At 56.3% G+C, this 18,495-nt stretch carries 16 protein-coding genes and 2 pseudogenes; 12 read left to right on the top strand and 6 right to left on the bottom strand.

The features are described 5' to 3' along the window. Window positions 1-75: 75 nt before the first annotated feature. The 3 genes from AC19YQ_RS12625 to AC19YQ_RS12615 form a co-directional block, all read right to left on the bottom strand. Entirely contained in the window at window positions 76-2,229 is a 2,154-nt protein-coding gene (locus AC19YQ_RS12625) for a TonB-dependent siderophore receptor (RefSeq protein ID WP_500595203.1), read from the bottom strand. Window positions 2,230-2,547: 318 nt separating this feature from the next. Further along, on the bottom strand, window positions 2,548-4,134 hold the full coding sequence (locus tag AC19YQ_RS12620; protein WP_133078041.1) for an ABC-F family ATPase: 1,587 nt from the start codon (window positions 4,132-4,134) through the stop codon (window positions 2,548-2,550). Window positions 4,135-4,918: 784 nt separating this feature from the next. Beyond that, entirely contained in the window at window positions 4,919-5,548 is a 630-nt protein-coding gene (locus AC19YQ_RS12615) for a YajG family lipoprotein (RefSeq protein WP_500595202.1), read from the bottom strand. A 190-nt stretch (window positions 5,549-5,738) separates the two neighbouring features. On the opposite strand from AC19YQ_RS12615, the gene AC19YQ_RS12610 reads away from it, so the two are divergent. Further along, entirely contained in the window at window positions 5,739-6,038 is a 300-nt protein-coding gene (locus AC19YQ_RS12610; RefSeq protein ID WP_500595201.1) for a hypothetical protein, read from the top strand. A gap of 108 nt (window positions 6,039-6,146) precedes the next feature. On the opposite strand, the gene dapA is transcribed toward AC19YQ_RS12610, so the two are convergent. Then, window positions 6,147-7,022: a 4-hydroxy-tetrahydrodipicolinate synthase gene (gene dapA, locus AC19YQ_RS12605; RefSeq protein WP_500595200.1), complete on the bottom strand. Its 876-nt coding sequence runs from the start codon at window positions 7,020-7,022 to the stop codon at window positions 6,147-6,149. A gap of 436 nt (window positions 7,023-7,458) precedes the next feature. On the opposite strand from dapA, the gene AC19YQ_RS12600 reads away from it, so the two are divergent. From AC19YQ_RS12600 to msrA, 5 genes are all read left to right on the top strand, one after another. Then, entirely contained in the window at window positions 7,459-8,043 is a 585-nt protein-coding gene (locus tag AC19YQ_RS12600) for a DUF6630 family protein (protein WP_339476224.1), read from the top strand. Between the two features lie 242 nt (window positions 8,044-8,285). Further along, window positions 8,286-10,382, top strand: coding sequence for an ATP-binding cassette domain-containing protein (locus AC19YQ_RS12595; RefSeq protein WP_500595199.1), 2,097 nt, complete (start codon window positions 8,286-8,288; stop codon window positions 10,380-10,382). 15 nt (window positions 10,383-10,397) lie between these two features. Then, entirely contained in the window at window positions 10,398-11,447 is a 1,050-nt protein-coding gene (locus AC19YQ_RS12590; RefSeq protein WP_500595198.1) for an ABC transporter substrate-binding protein, read from the top strand. Next, the gene (locus tag AC19YQ_RS12585) at window positions 11,444-12,364 is read left to right on the top strand and encodes a homocysteine S-methyltransferase family protein (RefSeq protein ID WP_500595197.1); all 921 of its coding nucleotides are present in this window, start codon (window positions 11,444-11,446) and stop codon (window positions 12,362-12,364) included. The genes AC19YQ_RS12590 and AC19YQ_RS12585 overlap by 4 nt, the downstream gene beginning before the upstream one ends. Next, complete coding sequence (gene msrA, locus AC19YQ_RS12580) at window positions 12,361-12,828, top strand: peptide-methionine (S)-S-oxide reductase MsrA (protein ID WP_500595196.1); 468 nt, start codon at window positions 12,361-12,363, stop codon at window positions 12,826-12,828. The genes AC19YQ_RS12585 and msrA overlap by 4 nt, the downstream gene beginning before the upstream one ends. Window positions 12,829-12,845: 17 nt before the next feature. Here msrA and AC19YQ_RS12575 read toward each other — a convergent pair whose 3' ends face one another. Then, window positions 12,846-13,058: a hypothetical protein gene (locus AC19YQ_RS12575; RefSeq protein WP_133078050.1), complete on the bottom strand. Its 213-nt coding sequence runs from the start codon at window positions 13,056-13,058 to the stop codon at window positions 12,846-12,848. 617 nt (window positions 13,059-13,675) lie between these two features. Next, a complete protein-coding gene (locus AC19YQ_RS12570; protein ID WP_500595195.1) occupies window positions 13,676-14,614 on the bottom strand; it encodes a LysR family transcriptional regulator in 939 nt (312 codons plus the stop codon). Between the two features lie 130 nt (window positions 14,615-14,744). Between AC19YQ_RS12570 and AC19YQ_RS12565 the strand changes: the two genes are divergently transcribed. The 6 genes and pseudogenes from AC19YQ_RS12565 to AC19YQ_RS12540 form a co-directional block, all read left to right on the top strand. Then, window positions 14,745-15,020, top strand: coding sequence for a DUF2798 domain-containing protein (locus AC19YQ_RS12565; RefSeq protein WP_500595194.1), 276 nt, complete (start codon window positions 14,745-14,747; stop codon window positions 15,018-15,020). 143 nt (window positions 15,021-15,163) lie between these two features. Beyond that, on the top strand, window positions 15,164-16,201 hold the full coding sequence (locus tag AC19YQ_RS12560; protein ID WP_339476207.1) for a zinc-dependent alcohol dehydrogenase family protein: 1,038 nt from the start codon (window positions 15,164-15,166) through the stop codon (window positions 16,199-16,201). Window positions 16,202-16,452: 251 nt separating this feature from the next. After that, window positions 16,453-16,767, top strand: coding sequence for an acid-activated periplasmic chaperone HdeA (hdeA, locus tag AC19YQ_RS12555; RefSeq protein ID WP_133078054.1), 315 nt, complete (start codon window positions 16,453-16,455; stop codon window positions 16,765-16,767). 469 nt (window positions 16,768-17,236) lie between these two features. Next, a pseudogene (locus tag AC19YQ_RS12550) lies at window positions 17,237-17,599 on the top strand (Hcp family type VI secretion system effector); the annotation flags it as partial. Window positions 17,600-17,706: 107 nt separating this feature from the next. Beyond that, window positions 17,707-18,090 carry a hypothetical protein gene (locus AC19YQ_RS12545; RefSeq protein WP_339476206.1) on the top strand — a complete coding sequence of 128 codons (384 nt, stop codon included), beginning with the start codon at window positions 17,707-17,709 and terminating at the stop codon, window positions 18,088-18,090. 248 nt (window positions 18,091-18,338) lie between these two features. Then, window positions 18,339-18,495, top strand: a pseudogene (locus tag AC19YQ_RS12540) (IS630 family transposase); the annotation flags it as partial.

The raw sequence follows: 18,495 nt of genomic DNA, 5'->3' as shown, positions 1-18,495 counted from the left end.
CCCCTGGCGGGTGAGTGTGGAGGGGCAGCCCTCCACACTCACCCGCCAGGGGTGAATGGTCTCAGCGCTCGCGCGTCACAACGTCCATTTCAGCGAAAACATCAGGTTGCGCGGGTCCCCGTAAGTGCCTGAGCCGCTGGCGGTCGGGATACCCTGCCAGTATTTTTGATCCAGCACGTTGTTCAGGTTGACCCGTGCATCCCAGTGTTCATCCAGGCGATAGCCGGCCATCAAGCCCACCACCGCATAAGGGTCCTGCTCGGCATGGCCGTTGCCGACCCGGCCATAGGTAGCGCTTTGCGCGAGCACATCGGCGCCAATGCGTGCCTTGGCAAACGCACCTTGCAGGTGGTAGGTGGTGGCCGCCTTGAACAAATGCTTGGGCTGGTTGGGGGCGAACAGGTTGCCTTTGTCGAATGCCTTGTCCTTGACGTACTGGCTCAACACCAGGGTGTAGGCGGCAGATGCCTGCCAGTCAGGGGTGAGGGCACCGCTGATTTCCGCGTCCAGGCCACGGCTGCGAACTTCCCCGGCGGCTTCATAGCAGGTGCGGTTGGTGGCCAGGCAACTGGCGGGCTGGGTGTCGAGGGCATAGGCGCGGTTTTCCTGGGTCATGTCGAACAGTGCCAGGGAGGCGTTCAGTTCACCGTCGAAGTACTCGCCCTTGATCCCGACTTCATAGCTTTCACCGGTCATCGGTTTGAGCACCGAACCCGCGACGTCCTGTTGGGTTTGTGGCTTGAAGATTTCGGTGTAGCTGGCATAGACCGAGTAAGTGTCGTTGATGTCATAGACCACGCCCGCATACGGCGTGACTTGCTGAGTGACCTTGTAATCGCCGGTGCCCGAGCGGTTGTCGTATTCGTACCAGCTCAACCGGGAGCCGATGATCACGTGCAGTGGATCGAACGGGTTGAAGCGAGCGGCGGCGTAGACGCCTTCTTCTGTCGCGGTGTTCTGGCTTTGATAAGGGGTGCGGTCGGCAATGTTCGGCTTGGGAATGACACCCGGGTCGAAGTTGTAGATGTCGATCGGGGTCGCCTTGGCCCAGAAGCCGCCTTTCTGGTCGAATTTTTCCTGACGACGGCTTGCACCCACCGTCAGCTCATGTTCGCGGCCAAACAGGGTGAACGGACCCGAGAGCGAGCCATCGAGGTTGGTCTGTACATCGGTGGTGTCGTACTGGCCGGAGGACTGGGTAAACCCGCCGCCCTTGGCTGCGCTCAAATAGCTGGAAAAGGTGTTGGACTCGGCCCAGATCCTGGCGAAGGCCAGTCTTGAAGTCCAGCCGTTGTCGAAGCGGGTGGTGAGATCGGTGAACAGGCTGATGTTGTCCCGATCCCAATAGGCCCAGTCGTTGCTCAGGAAGGTCGAGCGTGGCAAGTGCAGGTCTTCGCCATTTGGCCCGGCGGGCAGGCTGCCCCAGTCGGAGGTGGCGTCGTCGCGCTGCTTGGAGGCGCCAAGGGTCCAGGTGGTTGCATCGCTCAGATCCGCTTCAATGACGCCGTAGAACGTCTGGCGCTGTTTATCGCGCTCGTCGATGTAGCTTTTGTCGTCCTCATAGGCCGCTACGACACGGCCCCTCAGGGTTGCCGACTCATTGAGCTTGTTGGACGCATCCACTTCGGTGCGGTATCGATCCCAGCTCCCTGCGCTGGTGGTGATGCTGACCTGCGGCGTGGCAGTAGGGCGCTTGCGCACCAGATTCAGGGTGGCTGACGGGCTGCCGGCACCGCTCATCAGGCCCGTGGCGCCGCGTACGACCTCCACCCGGTCATACATGGCCAGGTCCGCCCCGGCGATGGTGTCCAGGGTAAAAGTACTGAGACTGGTGGGCAGGCCGTCGTACATCAGGTTGTCGATGATAAAGCCGCGGGCGAGGAACTGCTGGCGATCCCCGCCGAACTTGCGCAGGGTGATGCCCGGTGCGTACTTGACCACATCGTTGAGGTCATTCATGCCCTGATCGTCCATACGCTGACGGGTGATGACGCTGACCGATTGCGGCGTTTCGCGGATCGACAGCGGCAGGCCGACAGCCGTGCTCATGGCGCCGGTGGTGTAGGAGCCGCTGCCTTCGGTGGTGGCGTTATCGGTTATCTGACTTTGGGCATTGATCTTCACTTCACCCAGATTCAACGGGCCCGGAATGGCCGTCGCTGCAAGGGTTGCAGCAGAAAAGCCCAGTGCCAGGGCACCGGTCAACGAGGGGATATAAGGACGGGGCATCAGATAGATCCTGCGAGTGGTGAATACTAGTGCCGGCTGGTCAGACATTTCGCAGTTAGAAATGCTTGTTGTCTGACAACGGACTACGCCAAGGGCCGATACTAGAGATTTATTCGCAGGTGTAAATAGTAATTGTTTGCATGTGCGTATGTTTTACATTCGCGCCTTTGGTGTGTGCCCCTTAGCCAGTCCATCTGATGCGGTTTTTTCAGGCGCCAGAAGCGCCAATGCCCCGACGAGTCGGGGCATTGGTTTTGGGTCCTGCTCAGGTTGCGCTGTTACACATCCAGAGCAGGGGGCCGTTCGCGGTGTCTCAAATCAGAACACAACGCCCTGGCTACGCAGGTAGTCATCGTATGTACCGCTGAAGTCGATCACGCCGCTTGGGCTCAACTCGATGATACGAGTGGCCAGGGAGGATACGAACTCACGGTCATGGCTGACGAATACCAGGGTGCCCGGGTAGTTCTCGAGTGCCAGGTTCAGCGCCTCGATGGATTCCATGTCCAAGTGGTTGGTCGGTTCGTCCATGATCAGCACGTTGGCTTTTTGCAGGATCAGCTTGCCGAACAGCATGCGACCTTGCTCACCACCGGAAATCACCTTGACCGACTTGAGGATGTCATCGTTGGAGAACAGCATGCGGCCCAAGGTGCCACGTACCATTTGCTCGCCTTGAGTCCACTGGCCCATCCAGTCGAACAGGGTCATGTCGTCTTCGAAGTCGTGGGCATGGTCCTGGGCGTAGTAGCCCAGCTCAGCGGCATCCGTCCACTTCACAGTACCGGCATCCGGGGTCAGTTCGTTGACCAGGGTGCGCAGCAGGGTGGTTTTACCGATACCGTTCGGACCAATGATCGCGACGCGCTCGCCGGCTTCAACGGTGAAGCTGAAGTCCTTGAACAGGATCTTGCCATCAAAGCCTTTGGCCATTTGCTCGACAATGACTGCCTGACGGTGCAGCTTTTTGTTCTGTTCAAAGCGAATGAACGGGCTGACACGGCTCGAAGGCTTGACCTCGGCCAGGGTGATCTTGTCGATCGCCTTGGCGCGGGAGCTGGCCTGCTTGGATTTCGAGGCGTTGGCCGAGAAGCGGCTGACGAACGCTTGCAGTTCGTTGATCTGGGCCTTTTTCTTGGCGTTTTCAGACAGCAGCTGCTCGCGCGACTGGGTAGCGACGGTCATGTACTCGTCATAGTTGCCCGGGAACAGACGCAGTTCGCCGTAGTCCAGGTCAGCCATGTGGGTGCAGACACTGTTCAGGAAGTGCCTGTCGTGAGAGATGATGATCATCAGGCTGTTGCGCTGGGTCAGAATGTTTTCCAGCCAGCGGATGGTGTTGATATCCAGGTGGTTGGTCGGTTCGTCGAGCAGCAGGACTTCAGGGTCCGAGAACAGCGCCTGAGCCAGCAGAACACGCAGCTTCCAGCCCGGCGATACTTCGCTCATCGGACCGTTGTGCTGTTCGATGCCAATACCCAGGCCAAGCAGCAACTCGCCAGCACGGGATTCGGCGGTATAACCGTCCATTTCTGCGAACTCTGTTTCGAGTTCGGCAACGGCCATGCCGTCATCTTCAGTCATTTCCGGCAGCGAGTAGATGCGGTCGCGTTCGGCCTTGACCTTCCACAGCTCTTCGTGACCCATGATCACGGTATCGATGACGGTGAATTCTTCGTAAGCGAACTGGTCCTGGCGCAATTTACCCAGACGCACGTTCGGCTCCAGCATGACCTGGCCGCCAGACGGCTCAAGATCATCACCGAGGATTTTCATGAAGGTGGACTTGCCGCAACCGTTGGCGCCGATCAGGCCATAACGGTTACCTGCACCAAATTTTACTGAAACGTTCTCGAATAGCGGCTTTGCGCCGAACTGCATCGTGATATTTGCTGTGGAGATCAATTACTTTACCTATCAATAGCTTAGAAAGCGCGAATTTGGACCGGGACCAATTATTGACCCCTTTGGGAGCTCTTCAAGCTCACTCCGATCTGAGCTTGAGTTGATCCATCGCGCATAAGTCGACAGCAGCATCTGCACGTTATGGCCGAGCTGCTGGGAAATAAATGCGGGGGTTCATGCCAGACATATTGCGTATTGTCTCATAGGTGTGAGGGCAGTTGTACGGTGGTCTGTGCCGTATCTTCAAGGCACTGATGGTCGGCTTCCACGGTTTAGGCACGTCATATGCCTGGCCAGCCTGTTCGCAGATCATGGAAGGCAGGGGAATTCATGAGGCCTTGGCACCTTTCAAGCAGCGTTTTCCGCGCAGCGGCAGACTTTTAAGGGCATAGGGGATATGAAGAAGGGGTCTTAGACGCGAGCGAAGGCCCTTGGTAAAAAGAGTGTGTTCGTAGAGCGTATTTCAGGAGTTCACTTTGAGAACGTGTAGCGAGCAGGAGTCCCGGATTGCTTGTTGGGACCCGCCCTTGGTAATGGGCAGTGATCAATGGGCTTCAGCATTGAGCTTCGAGTTAATCTACTCCCTGCCAATCTAGGCCAATGACTCAAGGTTTTGGTTCATTGATCACATCTATTCAGGCTGCCCGACGACTCAAAGCGCGGGCAGTTCGCGCGCCGGGAGGAGCCGCACCCATGCTGCGGTCATCCCTGTATCCATCAGACTGGAGGCCGTCCACTTCAAGCGAAGTGGACGGCCTCTGACGTGCTGTGCTCGACACATCGCTCAAAGCTGCTTGAGGGTCTCCTGGGTTATGGCTTCAAGGCCAGCTTCGGTAATGTGCTTCCAGTCGGTATCCGTGGCCACTTTCACCTTCTCGCTGACCAGGGTTTTCAGGGACCGCTCAGGTGCGCCTGCGGTTTTTATCTGCAACAACGACTTGTTGCGCAGCACCTTATCGAGCACGCCTTCAGCCGTATACCATGACCAGAACTCAATGATGTTGACCTTCACTTCCCTGACATCCGGGGCTTCGCGAGTGCTGACCACCTCATAGCCTGCCTGCCGGTAAGCGCTGGAAACAGCATCGCCCACCAGTTCTGAAACCGTATGCCCTTCAGGCAGTAGCACGTCGCCAATGGCCATGTTGTAGTTATTGCGTTTGCGCGCAATCGCCCGCGCAGTAATCGACGTGTCGTCAATCTCGTCATATTTCAGCGAAGGTATGTCGAAGCTGGAAGGCTTGATCTGAAAAACGCGACTGTCCACGGCGCTGATGTATACCTTCTTGCCATTGCTGGGGGCAGGGGTCTGTGTATTGCCAGGTGGCAAGACATTCACGCTCACTTCTGCCCTGTTAGTGGCGCATCCTGCCAGCAGCACCAATGCCATAACCGCCAAAACTCTGCGAACCATCTTTATTACTCCCTTTCCATAGTGCGCCTTCACAGGCTTGACCCAAAAATGGCCAAAAAAGAGTGTAGAAGACAAATCGCAGCTCAATTGCGCGTGTACGGACATTGAAGACACCGTGTGCAGTGGCGTGTTTTATTCAAGTAAGGTATCGCTTTGGTTTGGGCGCTTGGTCTGTCAGGGAGTTACTTGAATGAAACACATACTGTTGGGGGTTGTTCTGGCATCTGTTGCCGCCGTTGCGCAGGCCGGGATTCCTTTGGTTAACGCAACCTGTCCTGGAGGCATTGAGGTCCATGGGGATCGTGGCGGCCCCATTTATATCAACGGCAAAGAGGCCAGGCTGAAGAAGTTCAGTGAAACCTATTTCGAGGCCAAGGGCAGCGGTATCACGATCTCATTGATGATCAATCCGGACGGCTCGGCGAGTGTTTCGTATACAGGCAAGGCCAGAGCCAATGGGATCTGCCAGGTAAAAGGGCAGGACGCCTGACAAGTCCCCCTCTTCAGGTTTTGGTGGAACGCAGTGGGATAAATCAAATGAACCCCTGAAGACCGCCCCTGTGCCGGGCGGCCATAACTGGGTCTGGGTCGTTGGCAATCAACAGTCGATGTTTTTCAGCCCGCTCACTACGCCCTGCAAACGCAGCTTCATGGCTTCACTGCTGCGTTGCATCGGCGCTCGCAATTCGTCATGGATCAGGCCTGCAAGCGCCAGGGCGGCTTTCACCGGAGCAGGATTGGGTTCGATGAACAGGCTGTGAATCAACGGTACTAATCGCAGGAACGTTGCACGACCCTCGGCCAGCTGGTTATCGCGAATTTGCTGATACAGCGCCACGAACAGTTCGGGATGAATGTGTGCCGAGGCGGCAATTGCGCCAGATGCCCCGAGGCACAATGCACTGAATAGCTGGTTGTCTTCGCCGCACAACACATCCACTTTTTGACTGGCCAGCAGGGCCAGTGTGTTGGCCTGATTGCCGCCGCAATCCTTGATAGCGACAATCCGCTCATGCTCGACAATGTTGAGCAAGGTCGCTTGTTCGAAGGTCACGCCGGTGCGATACGGGATGTCATAGAGAATGATCGGAACGCTTGAGGCATTGGCGACGGTGTTGAAAAACCCTTCGAGCCCCGCTTGGGACGGGCGGATGTAGTACGGCGGCGGAACCAGCAAGCCTGCCACCGGGCGCTTGAGGATTTCACTCTGAAAGTGCAGCAGTTCGGTCAGATTATTACCGGCCAGCCCCATGACCACCTGCGGTCCTGGTACCTGTTCCAGCACCGCATCCAGCACATCCAACTGCTCACGTTTGCTCAGCGCCGCTGCTTCGCCCGTGGTGCCGCAGACCACAATACCGTCGATGCCACTTTCGAGCAGATGGCTGACCAGCCGCCGAAGTGCGACAAAGTCGATCGCGCCGTTATGGAAAGGTGTAACGAGTGGAACCCAGATCCCTTGAAACGATGACATGTACTGACTCCTGAAGGTTGACCGATTGAGTCACCGCCAGAAGTGCAGAAGGGAAGAAAGCAAGGGAGGAAGTCCGTAGCGCTCATGTCCTGTCAGCCCATCTGACGGGACAGCGCGCCCCGGTCAAATGAGCGACTGTTTCTTGGATTTGGAGGCGATGCAGGCACGACCCGACGCATCGGCATGTAAACCGATATCGCGCAGCATAAGGTCGGTGATTAGCAACATCAGAGGGATCGCCTTCAATCAATGACCCCTTTTTTAGAAGTTTGCCGCGAAGATGTCAACTGGCCATTGGGCCTTGGCCTGAAAAGGGCGGGAAGCTCGCAGCAAGGCAGTTGATCGACAATCATCACGTAGCCCCCGTAAGCTACGACGGGATCTGGGGCCCGGACTTGAACGGGAGAGTTATCCTCAACGTGAAACAGGGAGTGACATGGGCTTTTTAGATCGGCTGTTTGGTGGACGCTTCACCATGCCTCCACCCGAGGAGACCAACCTCAGCGCTTCAAAAATCATGAAAGAACTGCGACCGGAGGGGCACGATCCCGCCAGGAAAAAAGCACTTGAGGCTTTTGCCAATGAGTTGGTAGCCCTCGTTCCGCAAAAGGAAGGGGCCAGGCTTGTGCGGCGTGTGATGCGTCGATACACGATGGGAGATGACGCACCCACCGCCCTCACAGAGGGGCTGTTGAATGACGTCAAAGGACAAAAACTTGAAACCCTCGTTCTGCTTAGCGTTGACTGGAAGGGTTATGACGTGTTCGAGTATCAAGCGCCCTTTTTGGTGAGCGCCAGTGGCTTGAAGGAACCCTATGTCTACGTCCATGAAGGCGCCTCATCGATGCCCGAAGTTCTCGGCAACCTTGACCAGTGGTTAGCCCGTCTGGGTAAACGTTATCTTCACCTGGACTCGGGAGGGGACAATTACGACGGTTTCATTGTTGATGCTGATCGGGTACCCGGGATTATCGAGTTGGCGGGGCGTGCGGGGATAAAAGTCAGCCTTGAGAATTTTTAGAGGCTTCGCATCTTGATGATCGGAGAGAGGCTGATATTGGCCTAAGCTAATTCCAAAATAGTATTTATTTCTAGTTTTTAAGATCGTTTAGCTTTATGCCTCTGCAAGGCGCCGCCCTCAACTGCGGCGCTTTTTTTTGCATCAGGCTTACCGTATTCGGAGCATGGCCTGGGGCGCAGCCCTTTTTCCCACTCTGGAGCGAGCAGCACGCCGCCTCCAGGGAGTGCTTGCTCGGAGCTACTGTGACACTGACTCAAACCGCTTCATCAGCAGCCCGGATCGAGCCCTCTCAATGGCTCGCCCATCCCGCCAGCCATCCCGAAAGGGAGGGTGACGTCGTCCTCGAATTGCGAAACGTCACCAAAACCTATCAGCGCAAGAACGCCTCGGCCTTGCCTGCCGTCAGCGATGTGAGCCTGAAGGTGCGTCGTGGTGAGGTGCTGTGCTTGATGGGAACATCCGGCAGTGGCAAGTCAACGCTGCTGCGCCACATCAATCGCCTGATCGAGCCCTCGAGTGGCGAAGTCCTGATCGAAGGCCAGGCCATCAGCGGCTTGAGTCCCGAGGCCTTGCGCGAGTTGAGGAGCCAGCGCATCGGGATGGTGTTTCAGCATTTTGGCCTGCTGCCCCATCGCACGGTGCTGGACAATGTCGCGTTGCCCCTTGAATTGCGCGGCGAACCCGAGTCGATTCGCTATGCGGCGGCCACGCTGCAGTTGCAGGCGGTGGGGCTGCAAGGGTGGGGCGATCATTATCCCCATGAGCTATCCGGTGGCATGCAGCAACGGGTCGGGCTGGCACGGGCATTGGTGACTGACCCCGATATCTTGCTGATGGACGAGCCATTCAGCGCACTCGATCCGACCATCCGCCGGGATCTGCAAACTCATTTTCTGGCCCTGGTGCGTGAACGCGGAATCAGCACATTGCTGGTCACCCACGACCCGGCGGAAGCCATACGTCTTGCCGACCGGATTGCCGTGCTGCGCCGCGGACGCCTGGTGCAGCTGGGCACACCCCAGGAGTTGCTGGAGCATCCGGTTGACGCTGAAGTGGCGGATTTTTTCCGGGACTGCACCCCAACCCCGTCAGTGCTGCGAAGCGTTGAAAATGTTCCCGTCCCGGTTGCTGAAGGTGCTCCCCGCGAGCAAACGTCCAACCCTGGGTTGAGTGGCTGGCAATCCGTGTTGCTGGGCCCCGCGGCCCTGGCCGCACAGGGCAAGGGCGGTGCCTTCTGGCTTACGTTCGTTGCAGAACTCGCCGCCTTGGCATTGGTGGGGCAAAACATTGCCAGCGGTTCGTGGCTGGCGATTCTGGCAGCCGTGGCGCTGTTTGGCGCCAGTCGCTATACAGCGTTCTCGTTGAGCCGCCATCCCGTGCGCAGCAACGCATCGGGTTGGGCGCTGCCTTTGGTGGTATTGCTGGTCAGTCAGGCATTGGTGATCTGGCGTGTCATCACGCCAGACACGACTAATGTGCTGCTGCAGTTCCCGAGCAATCGCCAGGTGCTGTTGCTGACAGCGCAGAGCATTGATGACTTTATTGGCTGGTCCCAGGTGACGTTCGAGAGCGCATTCGTGGGTGTGATCGTTGCGGTCAGGACCGTCATCGAAGGCATCGAAAGCCTGCTGGGCTGGTTGCCGTGGCCGGTTTCGGCGCTGGCGCTGGTGTTTCTGGCGTGGCGCTCGGCGGGCTTGGCGTTGGCGCTGACCAGTGGGGCTGCGTTGCTGTACATCGGCCTGTTCGGCTTTTGGGAGCGAACCATCGCCACTCTGGCGCTGGTGGGGTCTTCCGTGTTGATTGCCCTGGTCATTGGCGTGCCCACCGGCATTCTGCTTGCCAAGCGACCGCTGATACGCAAGGTGATCACGCCCTTGCTGGATGTGATGCAAACCCTGCCAACGTTTGTGTATTTGATCCCTGCCGTGGCGTTCTTTTCGGTCGGCAAGACGCCGGCGGTAATCGCAACAGTGATTTTTGCGCTGGCGCCGATGATTCGCCTGACCTCCCTGGGGATTCAGCAAGTTCCCAAGGATGCCGTCGAAGCTGCGGTCGCCCACGGAGCCAGTCCCTGGCAAACCCTGACCAAGGTGCAACTGCCTCTGGCTCGACGGTCGCTGTTGCTTGGGGTCAATCAAACCATCGTCATGAGTTTGTCGATGGTCGTCGTGGCGGCACTGATCGGCGCTGGCGGCCTGGGTTATGACGTCATGACGGCGTTGCGCAATATCAAGGGTGGCGAGGGCGTGCTGGCGGGCGTGGCGATCGTTCTGTGCGCGCTGATCCCTGATCGAATCATTCAATCGAGCTTGCGCAAGCAAGATCATCTGCACACCTGAACAGTGAGACTTATTGTGAAGACACACGTATTGCGCAACTGGGGCGCTGCTGCACTGCTGGCCTCCCTGATTCTTCCCGCCACAGCCCAGGCCAAGGACAAAATAGTCATTGGCGAGCAGAACTGGACGGGCGCTATCGCCATTCAGTACATCCTGGGGGAAGTGATCAAAACCCGTCTTGATGGCGATGTTTCGTACCTGGCAGGGGATGTCCCGGTGCTGTTCAGTGCCGCGTCCAAAGGCGATGGCTCGGTGGACGTGCTGACGGATATCTGGCTGCCCAACCAGTCGGCAGCCTGGGCGAAATACGTCACAGGCGGCACCCGGTCCCTGGTACCGAATACTCAACCCTACGCGGCCGTGCAGGGCTTTTATATTCCCGGCTATGTGCAGGACAAGTACGGAGTCAAATCCGTCTACGACCTGAAAAAACCGGAAGTGGCCAAGCTCTTCGAGCCTCTGGGCGGCGGCAAGGCCGAGTTGCTGGTGGGACCTGCCGGATGGGAGTCGACTTACATCGGCCAGATCAAGGCCAAGGATTACGGGTTCGCCGACAAATTCGAGTCGGTGTCCACGGAGGCATCGGTGACCTACGCCAAGTTGGCGTCGGCTTACAAGGCGCAGCGTGGCGTGGTGTTCTATGCCTATACACCGGACTGGATCTTTTCGGCGTTTGACCTGCGTCGTCTGGATGAACCCGCGTTTGACGGCTACGCCCAAGACAACAAAAAAGATGACCCGCTGTACAAGGCCGATGGCTGCTGGAAATTCATCAGCCCGACCGTTGACCCGGACTGGCTGAACAAGAGTCAGATCACCTGCGCCTTCCCGGATGCCAGGGTTCACGTTCTGGCGTCCTCGTCCTTGCAGAAACGCGCACCTAAAATTGCCGAGTTCCTGCGCAATGTGGCGATCGAGCCTGCGCAACTCAATGACCTGATCCTGAAGATCGAAAAGGAAAAACTGCCTGCAGACGTCGCCGCCAAGGCGTGGGTCCAGGCCAACGGTGCCATCGTCGACCAGTGGCTCGCCCCATCGGTGCCGAAAGTGAGTGCGATCCAATGAGCCACCCATCCTTGCGTTTACTCGATGGCGGCATGGGGCGTGAGCTTCAGCGGATCGGGGCGCCGTTTCGCCAGCCTGAATGGTCAGCGCTCGCGCTGATCGAGGCCCCCGAGTTTGTGCTCCAGGCCCATCAAGCGTTCATTGAGGCCGGTGCACGAATCATCACCACCAACAGCTACGCGGTGGTGCCTTTTCATATCGGGGATGAGCGCTTTGCCAGGGACGGACGCGCCCTGGCCGAGCGGGCTGCAGGCCTGGCCCGTGAGGCGGCATCCGGCAGTAGCGAGCCGGTCACGGTGGCCGGTTCTTTACCGCCAGCCCTGGGGTCGTATCGACCGGATTTGTTTGATCATCAACGTTCGGTCGCGATTCATCGCGAGCTGATCGCCGGGCTGCGGGCTGATGTTGATGTCTGGTTGGCGGAAACCCAAAGCTCCATCGCTGAAGTACGGGCTGTCGTGGAGGCGCTCGGCGCAGAGACCAAGCCACTCTGGGTCGCGTTTACCCTCCTGGATGAGGCCGACGAGCCACCGCGACTGCGCTCATCGGAGTCGGTCGCCGATGCCGTGCGTGCAGCGCTCGAGCTGGGGGCGAGGGCAGTGCTGTTCAATTGCAGCCAGCCAGAAGTGATGGCTGCGGCACTCGCCAGCGCACGGGAAGTCATTGGCAGCGTGGATCAAACCGCTGAGCTTGGGGTTTACGCCAATGCGTTTCCTCCTGTCAGTACACAGGCAAAAGCAAACAGCACCTTGCTGGAGATTCGCAGCGATCTGGGGCCAGAGTCATACCTGCACTGGTCCAGGTCGTGGGTGGCGGCAGGCGCCAGTATTGTTGGAGGGTGCTGTGGTATCGGGCCTGAACATATCGACCAGTTGCACTCGCATCTGCTGCCGCAAAAAGAGGAGGTCAGCCCATGACTGATGTTGAAGAAGACGTGAATGTTGAGCAGGCTACTTTCGGTGCAGGCTGTTTTTGGGGGGCTGAAGCCGCGTTTCGTTTATTACCGGGAGTGATCGACAGCCGGGTCGGTTTTGCCCGTTCGCCCATAGATGGGGCCGCGTGGATTGAAGTGGTGCAAGTCGACTTCGAGCCGGGGGTGATTTCTTACAGTGGCCTGATCGAACAGTTCTGGACATTGCATGATCCGACTTCGTTCGATCGTCAGGGAGCGGATGTCGGGGTGAAGTACCGTTCGGCCTTGTTTTTCAACTCTGATCTACAAGCCCGATCAGCACAGGCCGCCATACAGCAACTGGATGCCAGCGGGCGGTTGGAAAAGCCGGTGGCCACGGTGATTCTGGCACTGGGCGAGTTTCAAAAGGCAGATGAAGATCAGCAGCGTTATCTTGAAAAACACGGTGCCAGCGCCTGCTCTATCTGAACGGCTGGCGGGCGTGCTCAGTGAAGAGTAACCGCCCGGCGACTTTCGCCAATCCTGATCCTGTCCAGCGCACGGTTCAAAGCATCCAGTGCATCGATCAGGGCTTTGGCCTCGGCTACCCGATCCTCTCCCCACAGGCGCTCAGCCATTTTGTTCAGGGCCTGAATTGAGCGCTCTATGTCTGCTGCGGTTACGGCCGGGGTCTCTGCGGGTTGCTTCTTCTTTGGCATTATCTGGACTTCTTGGGCACGGGCTCGATGAGCCTTGCGTTCAGGCATGGCTCATCAACCGGACAGCCAACAGGTGACTTCAACCCCCCTCCGTCAGGCAAGGGGGGGAATGGGTGCAGGCAATTGTACGGGCTTGCTCGCGTAACAACAGGATGGGAGCTTCCCCATTGCGCTTGCGAGACCTCTGGATTTCAACGGGTATATAAAATGCCTGCGATTTATGTGCTGGCGAGCCACGCAACGAGACTGAAAGCCGTTAGCGGCTAATGCGGATTTTTTTGTGTGTCACTTCACAAACAAATGTACCCGTGTTCCCGCGAAGAACGTACAGGGTGGCCCTGTAAAAGGCAGAAGGGCGCGTGCAGTGCAGATCACGCAGCTTGCGGTAGGCCCACTTCCACCCTCGTTTAGTTGAGGCACTCATATGCTTCGTCCTTGAATGGCATTTTTAACTAAGTGTAACAGTACATTAAAAAATAGAATGCCCCCTTACTTTGGTATTTTCATCTGCTGAACACGAATGTGTGAAAAAGTTAACTGTTATAGGTTTTTTGGATGTATTAAATTATCACGTTAATCCAAAGAAATGCCGCGCTATTTTGGTGCGTTTAATAAAGTCATACAGTAATAAAACTGTCTTTAGTCCAGCGTTGTTCAATATGTGCCGTCAAATAGTCCAGGAACGCTTTGACTTTTGGCGTCATGGCGGCGCGATCCTGGACACACGCATAAATATCCAGGGGTTCTGCGTAGGACTCGGTGGATTCATGGCTACTTTCAAGCAGTGTCACCAGTCGACCTGACTCGATAAAAGGGGCCGCCAGGAACTCGGCAAGGCGCGCAATCCCTGCGCCGTGAATCGCCATTTGAGTCAGCGCATCGATGTCATCACTGATCGCGGTGACGTTGAGCGCTGCGTAGTAGTGCTGGCCTTCGCGGATAAACCCCCAGCGCAGGAAGCGCCCGTCCAGCGGGTAACGGAAGGCCAGGCAGGCATGCTGCTGGAGTTCCTCGGGAGTACGGGGGGCACCGGCTCGGGCCAGATAGGCCGGGGAGGCGCAGATGATGAAAGGAACGGAAGCGATTTTGCGCGCAACGATGCCTTCTTCCAGTTGCGGCTTGATCCGCAGGCTCAGATCAATGCCGTCCTGGATATGATTGATCTTGCCATCGGTGGTACACAGCTCCAGGGTCAAACGCGGGTAACGGTTAGCAAAGCCCGCAACCAGAGGGGCCAGCACATGCCGTCCGAATGCGGATGTCGACGCAATGCAAAGCCGCCCTTGAAGTTCAGTTTCTCCAGTGCTGATGGCCCTGTGCGCTGACTCAAGGTCGGACGCAATATGTCGCACCCTTTCATAGTAAGTCGCTCCCTGTTCGGTGAGCGCCATGCTGCGTGTGGTGCGTTGCAGCAGGCGTGTACCGAGATGTTCTTCCAGGCGATTGATGGTCTGGCTGACGGCCGCTGCACTAAGACCAAGATTTTTGGCTGCGCCTGCGATGGAGCCGGTTTCGACCACTTTGATAAAGCTGGTAATTGCCGCTAGCAGATTCACTGTGGGTGGTCTCATAGAGTCTATTCGTAAGTTTTTATTTATAAAGTAACTGTCGATAGGCGTCTAGTTGCCGGTTTTTGATCTTGTTAAGGTGCATGACTCCTGAAAATGAAGCTGGATAAGGTCCCGTATGACATCAAAAGTAACTGCTGAAACCCCGGTTTCGAAACGTCTGAAGCTCTCTGTACGGGCTACGCCCTACGTTTTCGCGTTTTACATGTCGACGATCATGGCCTTCCTGATGTCGCTGGTGATTACGGCGGCGAACGCCGGTATTGAGCATGATTATCTAAGTAATGTGCTGCATGCCTATCAACTGGCAATGCCTGTCGCGTTCCTGTGCATTCTGGTGGTGCGGCCGATTGTGGTGAGGCTGGTGTCTTTCACGGTTCATCCGCACCGTTAGTCCAAAAAGGCTTTTTATGACCTGCGGCAAGGGCGCTGTCGAAAAAGGCTGCTTAACTGCATCAATGATTTTAGGGGCTGCCACTCGGGGTGCACCTGAGTGGCAGTGCTGATTATTTTTTGATCAGGTAAAGGATGGCCATCATGAAAGCGCTCACTTATCTGGGGCCTGGCAAAAAAGCCTGGGCCGATATCCCCCAACCGGTCATCGACAAACCGACCGACGCCATTGTTCGAATCCTGCACACCACCATCTGCGGCACTGACCTGCACATTCTCAAGGGCGATGTGCCTGAAGTCACCGAAGGGACAGTCTTGGGTCATGAAGGAGTGGGAGTGGTCGAAGCGGTCGGCTCTGCCATCCGCAACTTCAAGCCCGGTGATCATGTGCTGATTTCCTGCATCACCTCCTGTGGCAGCTGTGCAAACTGCCGGCGTCAGATGTACTCCCATTGCGCCGATGGCGGCTGGATCCTGGGGCACACCATTGATGGCACCCAAGCAGAATATGTGCGCATCCCCCATGCCGACAACAGCCTCTATCCGGTGCCGGCAGGTGCGGATGAGGAGGCGTTGGTGATGCTGAGCGACATCTTGCCAACCGGGTTCGAAATTGGCGTGCTTGCCGGCAAGGTCAAGCCGGGTGACAGCGTGGTCATCGTCGGTGCAGGACCGGTGGGCATGGCGGCGCTGCTGACGGCGCAGTTCTATTCTCCGGCCCAGTTGATCATGGTGGATGGCGACACCAATCGACTTGAGGTTGCACAGCGCTTTGGCGCGACGGATGTGATCGACATCACGACCCAAAACGCAGTTGAGCGCATTTTCGAGCTGACCCACGGGGTCGGTGTGGATGTCGCGATCGAAGCAGTGGGTATTCCTGCCTCCTTCGATACCTGCCAATCGGTTATCGCACCGGGGGGCAGCATTGCGAACGTGGGTGTCCATGGGAAAAGCGTTGAGCTGCACCTGGAAAAACTCTGGATCCAGAACGTCACCATCTCGACCGGGCTGGTTAACACCAATACCACCCCCATGCTGATGAAAACCGTGCAGTCCGGGAAAATCGATGCCGGGAAGTTGATTACTCACCGCTTTGCGCTGTCTGACATTCTCCAGGCGTATGAGGTGTTCGGGAACGCGGCAAAAGAGAAGGCAATGAAGGTTATTCTTTCTCAATAATGCACGTTAAAACAGCGTCGATTATATCGGGGCTGTTTTAACGGCTCGGTACATGAATGGCGGATTTATAGACTGGCCGCTGCTCGCGTTAGTGTGCCTCTTGTTTGTTCGGTTAACTAGAACTCAAGGGGTACGGTGATGTTTTAAAGAGGATGATTTTGCTGTTATTTTTGACAGAAACATCATTCGATACTATGTTTTTTGCGGCACACCACATATTATTGAATCTTTGACAATAGGGATATTTGCATATGAAGAAGCACATTCTGTTAATGGGCGCTGTGGGTCTGGCTGCACTGTCTACCCTGGCTCAGGCCGAAACCAAACAGCCCGTCGCAAAATGGACGTGCGCGGATTTCCTGGCAGTGGATGAAAGCTTCCAGCCGACCGCAGTCGGCCTGGGTGAAGCCATCAACAAGAAGGGCAAAGTTGAAGATGCGGTGCTGGATGTGGACGGTATCGCAAAAATCACGCCTCTGGTCGTGACTGCCTGCAAGGAAACCCCAAAAGAATCCTTCGTCTCCAAGCTCAAGGCTGAGTGGGACAAAGTCAAAAAAGACGTGTAACCCGCGACTGGCCTGTACTTCGCAAGAGTACAGGCTACTTCTCTGTACGCTGGCCCCGTCAGTGGCCCAAAATACCCTCACCCTTCACGTGTTGTTTTTCTTCAGCGATAGAAGAGAGCAAAGCGTCCCATTTGACACTTCTGAATTTCATGGCTGTTGAGCCAAATATCAAAGTGACAGCCGCAAACCATTGTGTGCATTAAGTTGCGCACTTATTCCGAATTTATTAGCTGGAAATCCCTGTAGGGCAGGCCGCATGTGGACTGCAGTCTTGCGCGCAACTTCTTGCGCAACTTGTTACGCACTTTTGCAGGTTTTTGCTGGGTGAAAGCTTTTTTTGTCTGTGTAATTACATTAACTAATTGTTAAATATGTGTATTTTAAAAGTGGCATGAACCTTGATGCTTAAAACAGGCGTTGACCGATTGTTCGGTCTTCCAACTGCTTTTTTTCAGCAAGGAGCATCACCATGGCTACACCCGCTTACATGCCCATAACCGGCACCAAGCAAGGTTTGATCACCGGTGGCAATACCTACCAGGAAAGTCACGAATACCAAGTCATTGTCCAAAGGTTTCAACACGAAGTGATCATCCCGCGTGATCCACAGTCCGGCCAGCCGACCGGTCAACGTGTGCACAAGCCAGTAGTTATTACCAAGGTGTTCGACAAGTCCTCGCCACTACCGCTAGCTGCCCTGACCTCGGGCGAGCGTTTGACCCCAACCGAAATCCAGTGGTATCGCACCTGTGCTGCTGGCACCCGTGAGCATTACTACGCCGCCAAGCTCGAAGACGCGTTCATCGCCGATATCAAAGACTGTCGTACCCCAATCGCTGGCTGAACTTGAGCAATCTGCCTCGCCTCGCGCCGGTCGCTGCCATGCCACGTGCATGCATGGCCAAGCAGTTCATTAACAAGTGTTTTTTAAGGATCAAAATGAGCTCGTCCATTACACATATTCTTGGCTTGAAAGTTCACTGCAATGCATGTGAAAAAGAATTTCCCATCGACAAGGAACAGCAGGCGCTACTGCATGTAAACCAGCCAACTGTGTGCTTGGGATGTCAGAAGGAATTGATGATATCGGCTGAAGAAAAGCAGCGCCTTCTAAGTTTTGGTAACCCGCTCAAATACATGATGCTGGCCAGTATGATCAGTGGATTGATGGCAGTGGTTTTGTTTGGAGGTTACATTCTAGGCTTCCTGAAATCCGAGGCGTTAGTGCCGGTGGCTGGAGTGGTCGTGCTCGGCAGTAACCTGATCTTGGGCCAGAAGATTAAGAGCGCTTCCAAGTCTCTGATCGTCAATCTGGACCCATAATGCGCTCCGATGGCCGTGTCTTCAGTCCATTGATACTTGAGTTTTCCGCCAGGTTAATCTTCATTCAACGGTCAGTTCTGTTCCTGTAGATCTATCGACCCACACTAAGGTGGGTCTTTAGTGGAGTGAGTGTTTATAGAACGCCCTGCCTAGCGCAGGGCGTCAGGCCCTAGTGTCGTGAGCGGTTAGTTTATTTTCTAACGTACAACGATATACTGTGCACCCCTCGCCCCGAGATGGTTCCAGGCATGCCTCGTCCAATTGCTCCCTTTGCACTGCAGCCCGCCGACGTTCTTACGCTTCAAGGTTGGCTGCGCATGAGTACGCTGGAGCAGAGCCTTGCTCAGCGGGCGCGGATACTGCTTTTGCTCAATGAAGGGGTGACGCCCATTGCCATCTGTGGGC

The organism is Pseudomonas sp. MF06569, from assembly GCF_059862735.1.
Note: the sequence above shows the minus strand (reverse complement) of the source record. Positions and strands in the feature narration are given on the sequence as shown.

Bases quoted from the DNA above. Each gene is read 5' to 3' on its own strand.
- hdeA (WP_133078054.1), top strand. From the start codon at position 16,453: ATGAAGAAGCACATTCTGTTAATGGGCGCTGTGGGTCTGGCTGCACTG.
- AC19YQ_RS12600 (WP_339476224.1), top strand. From the start codon at position 7,459: ATGGGCTTTTTAGATCGGCTGTTTGGTGGACGCTTCACCATGCCTCCA.
- AC19YQ_RS12610 (WP_500595201.1), top strand. From the start codon at position 5,739: ATGAAACACATACTGTTGGGGGTTGTTCTGGCATCTGTTGCCGCCGTT.
- AC19YQ_RS12560 (WP_339476207.1), top strand. From the start codon at position 15,164: ATGAAAGCGCTCACTTATCTGGGGCCTGGCAAAAAAGCCTGGGCCGAT.
- AC19YQ_RS12625 (WP_500595203.1), bottom strand. From the start codon at position 2,229: ATGCCCCGTCCTTATATCCCCTCGTTGACCGGTGCCCTGGCACTGGGC.
- AC19YQ_RS12585 (WP_500595197.1), top strand. From the start codon at position 11,444: ATGAGCCACCCATCCTTGCGTTTACTCGATGGCGGCATGGGGCGTGAG.
- dapA (WP_500595200.1), bottom strand. From the start codon at position 7,022: ATGTCATCGTTTCAAGGGATCTGGGTTCCACTCGTTACACCTTTCCAT.
- AC19YQ_RS12565 (WP_500595194.1), top strand. From the start codon at position 14,745: ATGACATCAAAAGTAACTGCTGAAACCCCGGTTTCGAAACGTCTGAAG.
- AC19YQ_RS12545 (WP_339476206.1), top strand. From the start codon at position 17,707: ATGAGCTCGTCCATTACACATATTCTTGGCTTGAAAGTTCACTGCAAT.
- AC19YQ_RS12615 (WP_500595202.1), bottom strand. From the start codon at position 5,548: ATGGTTCGCAGAGTTTTGGCGGTTATGGCATTGGTGCTGCTGGCAGGA.
- msrA (WP_500595196.1), top strand. From the start codon at position 12,361: ATGACTGATGTTGAAGAAGACGTGAATGTTGAGCAGGCTACTTTCGGT.
- AC19YQ_RS12575 (WP_133078050.1), bottom strand. From the start codon at position 13,058: ATGCCAAAGAAGAAGCAACCCGCAGAGACCCCGGCCGTAACCGCAGCA.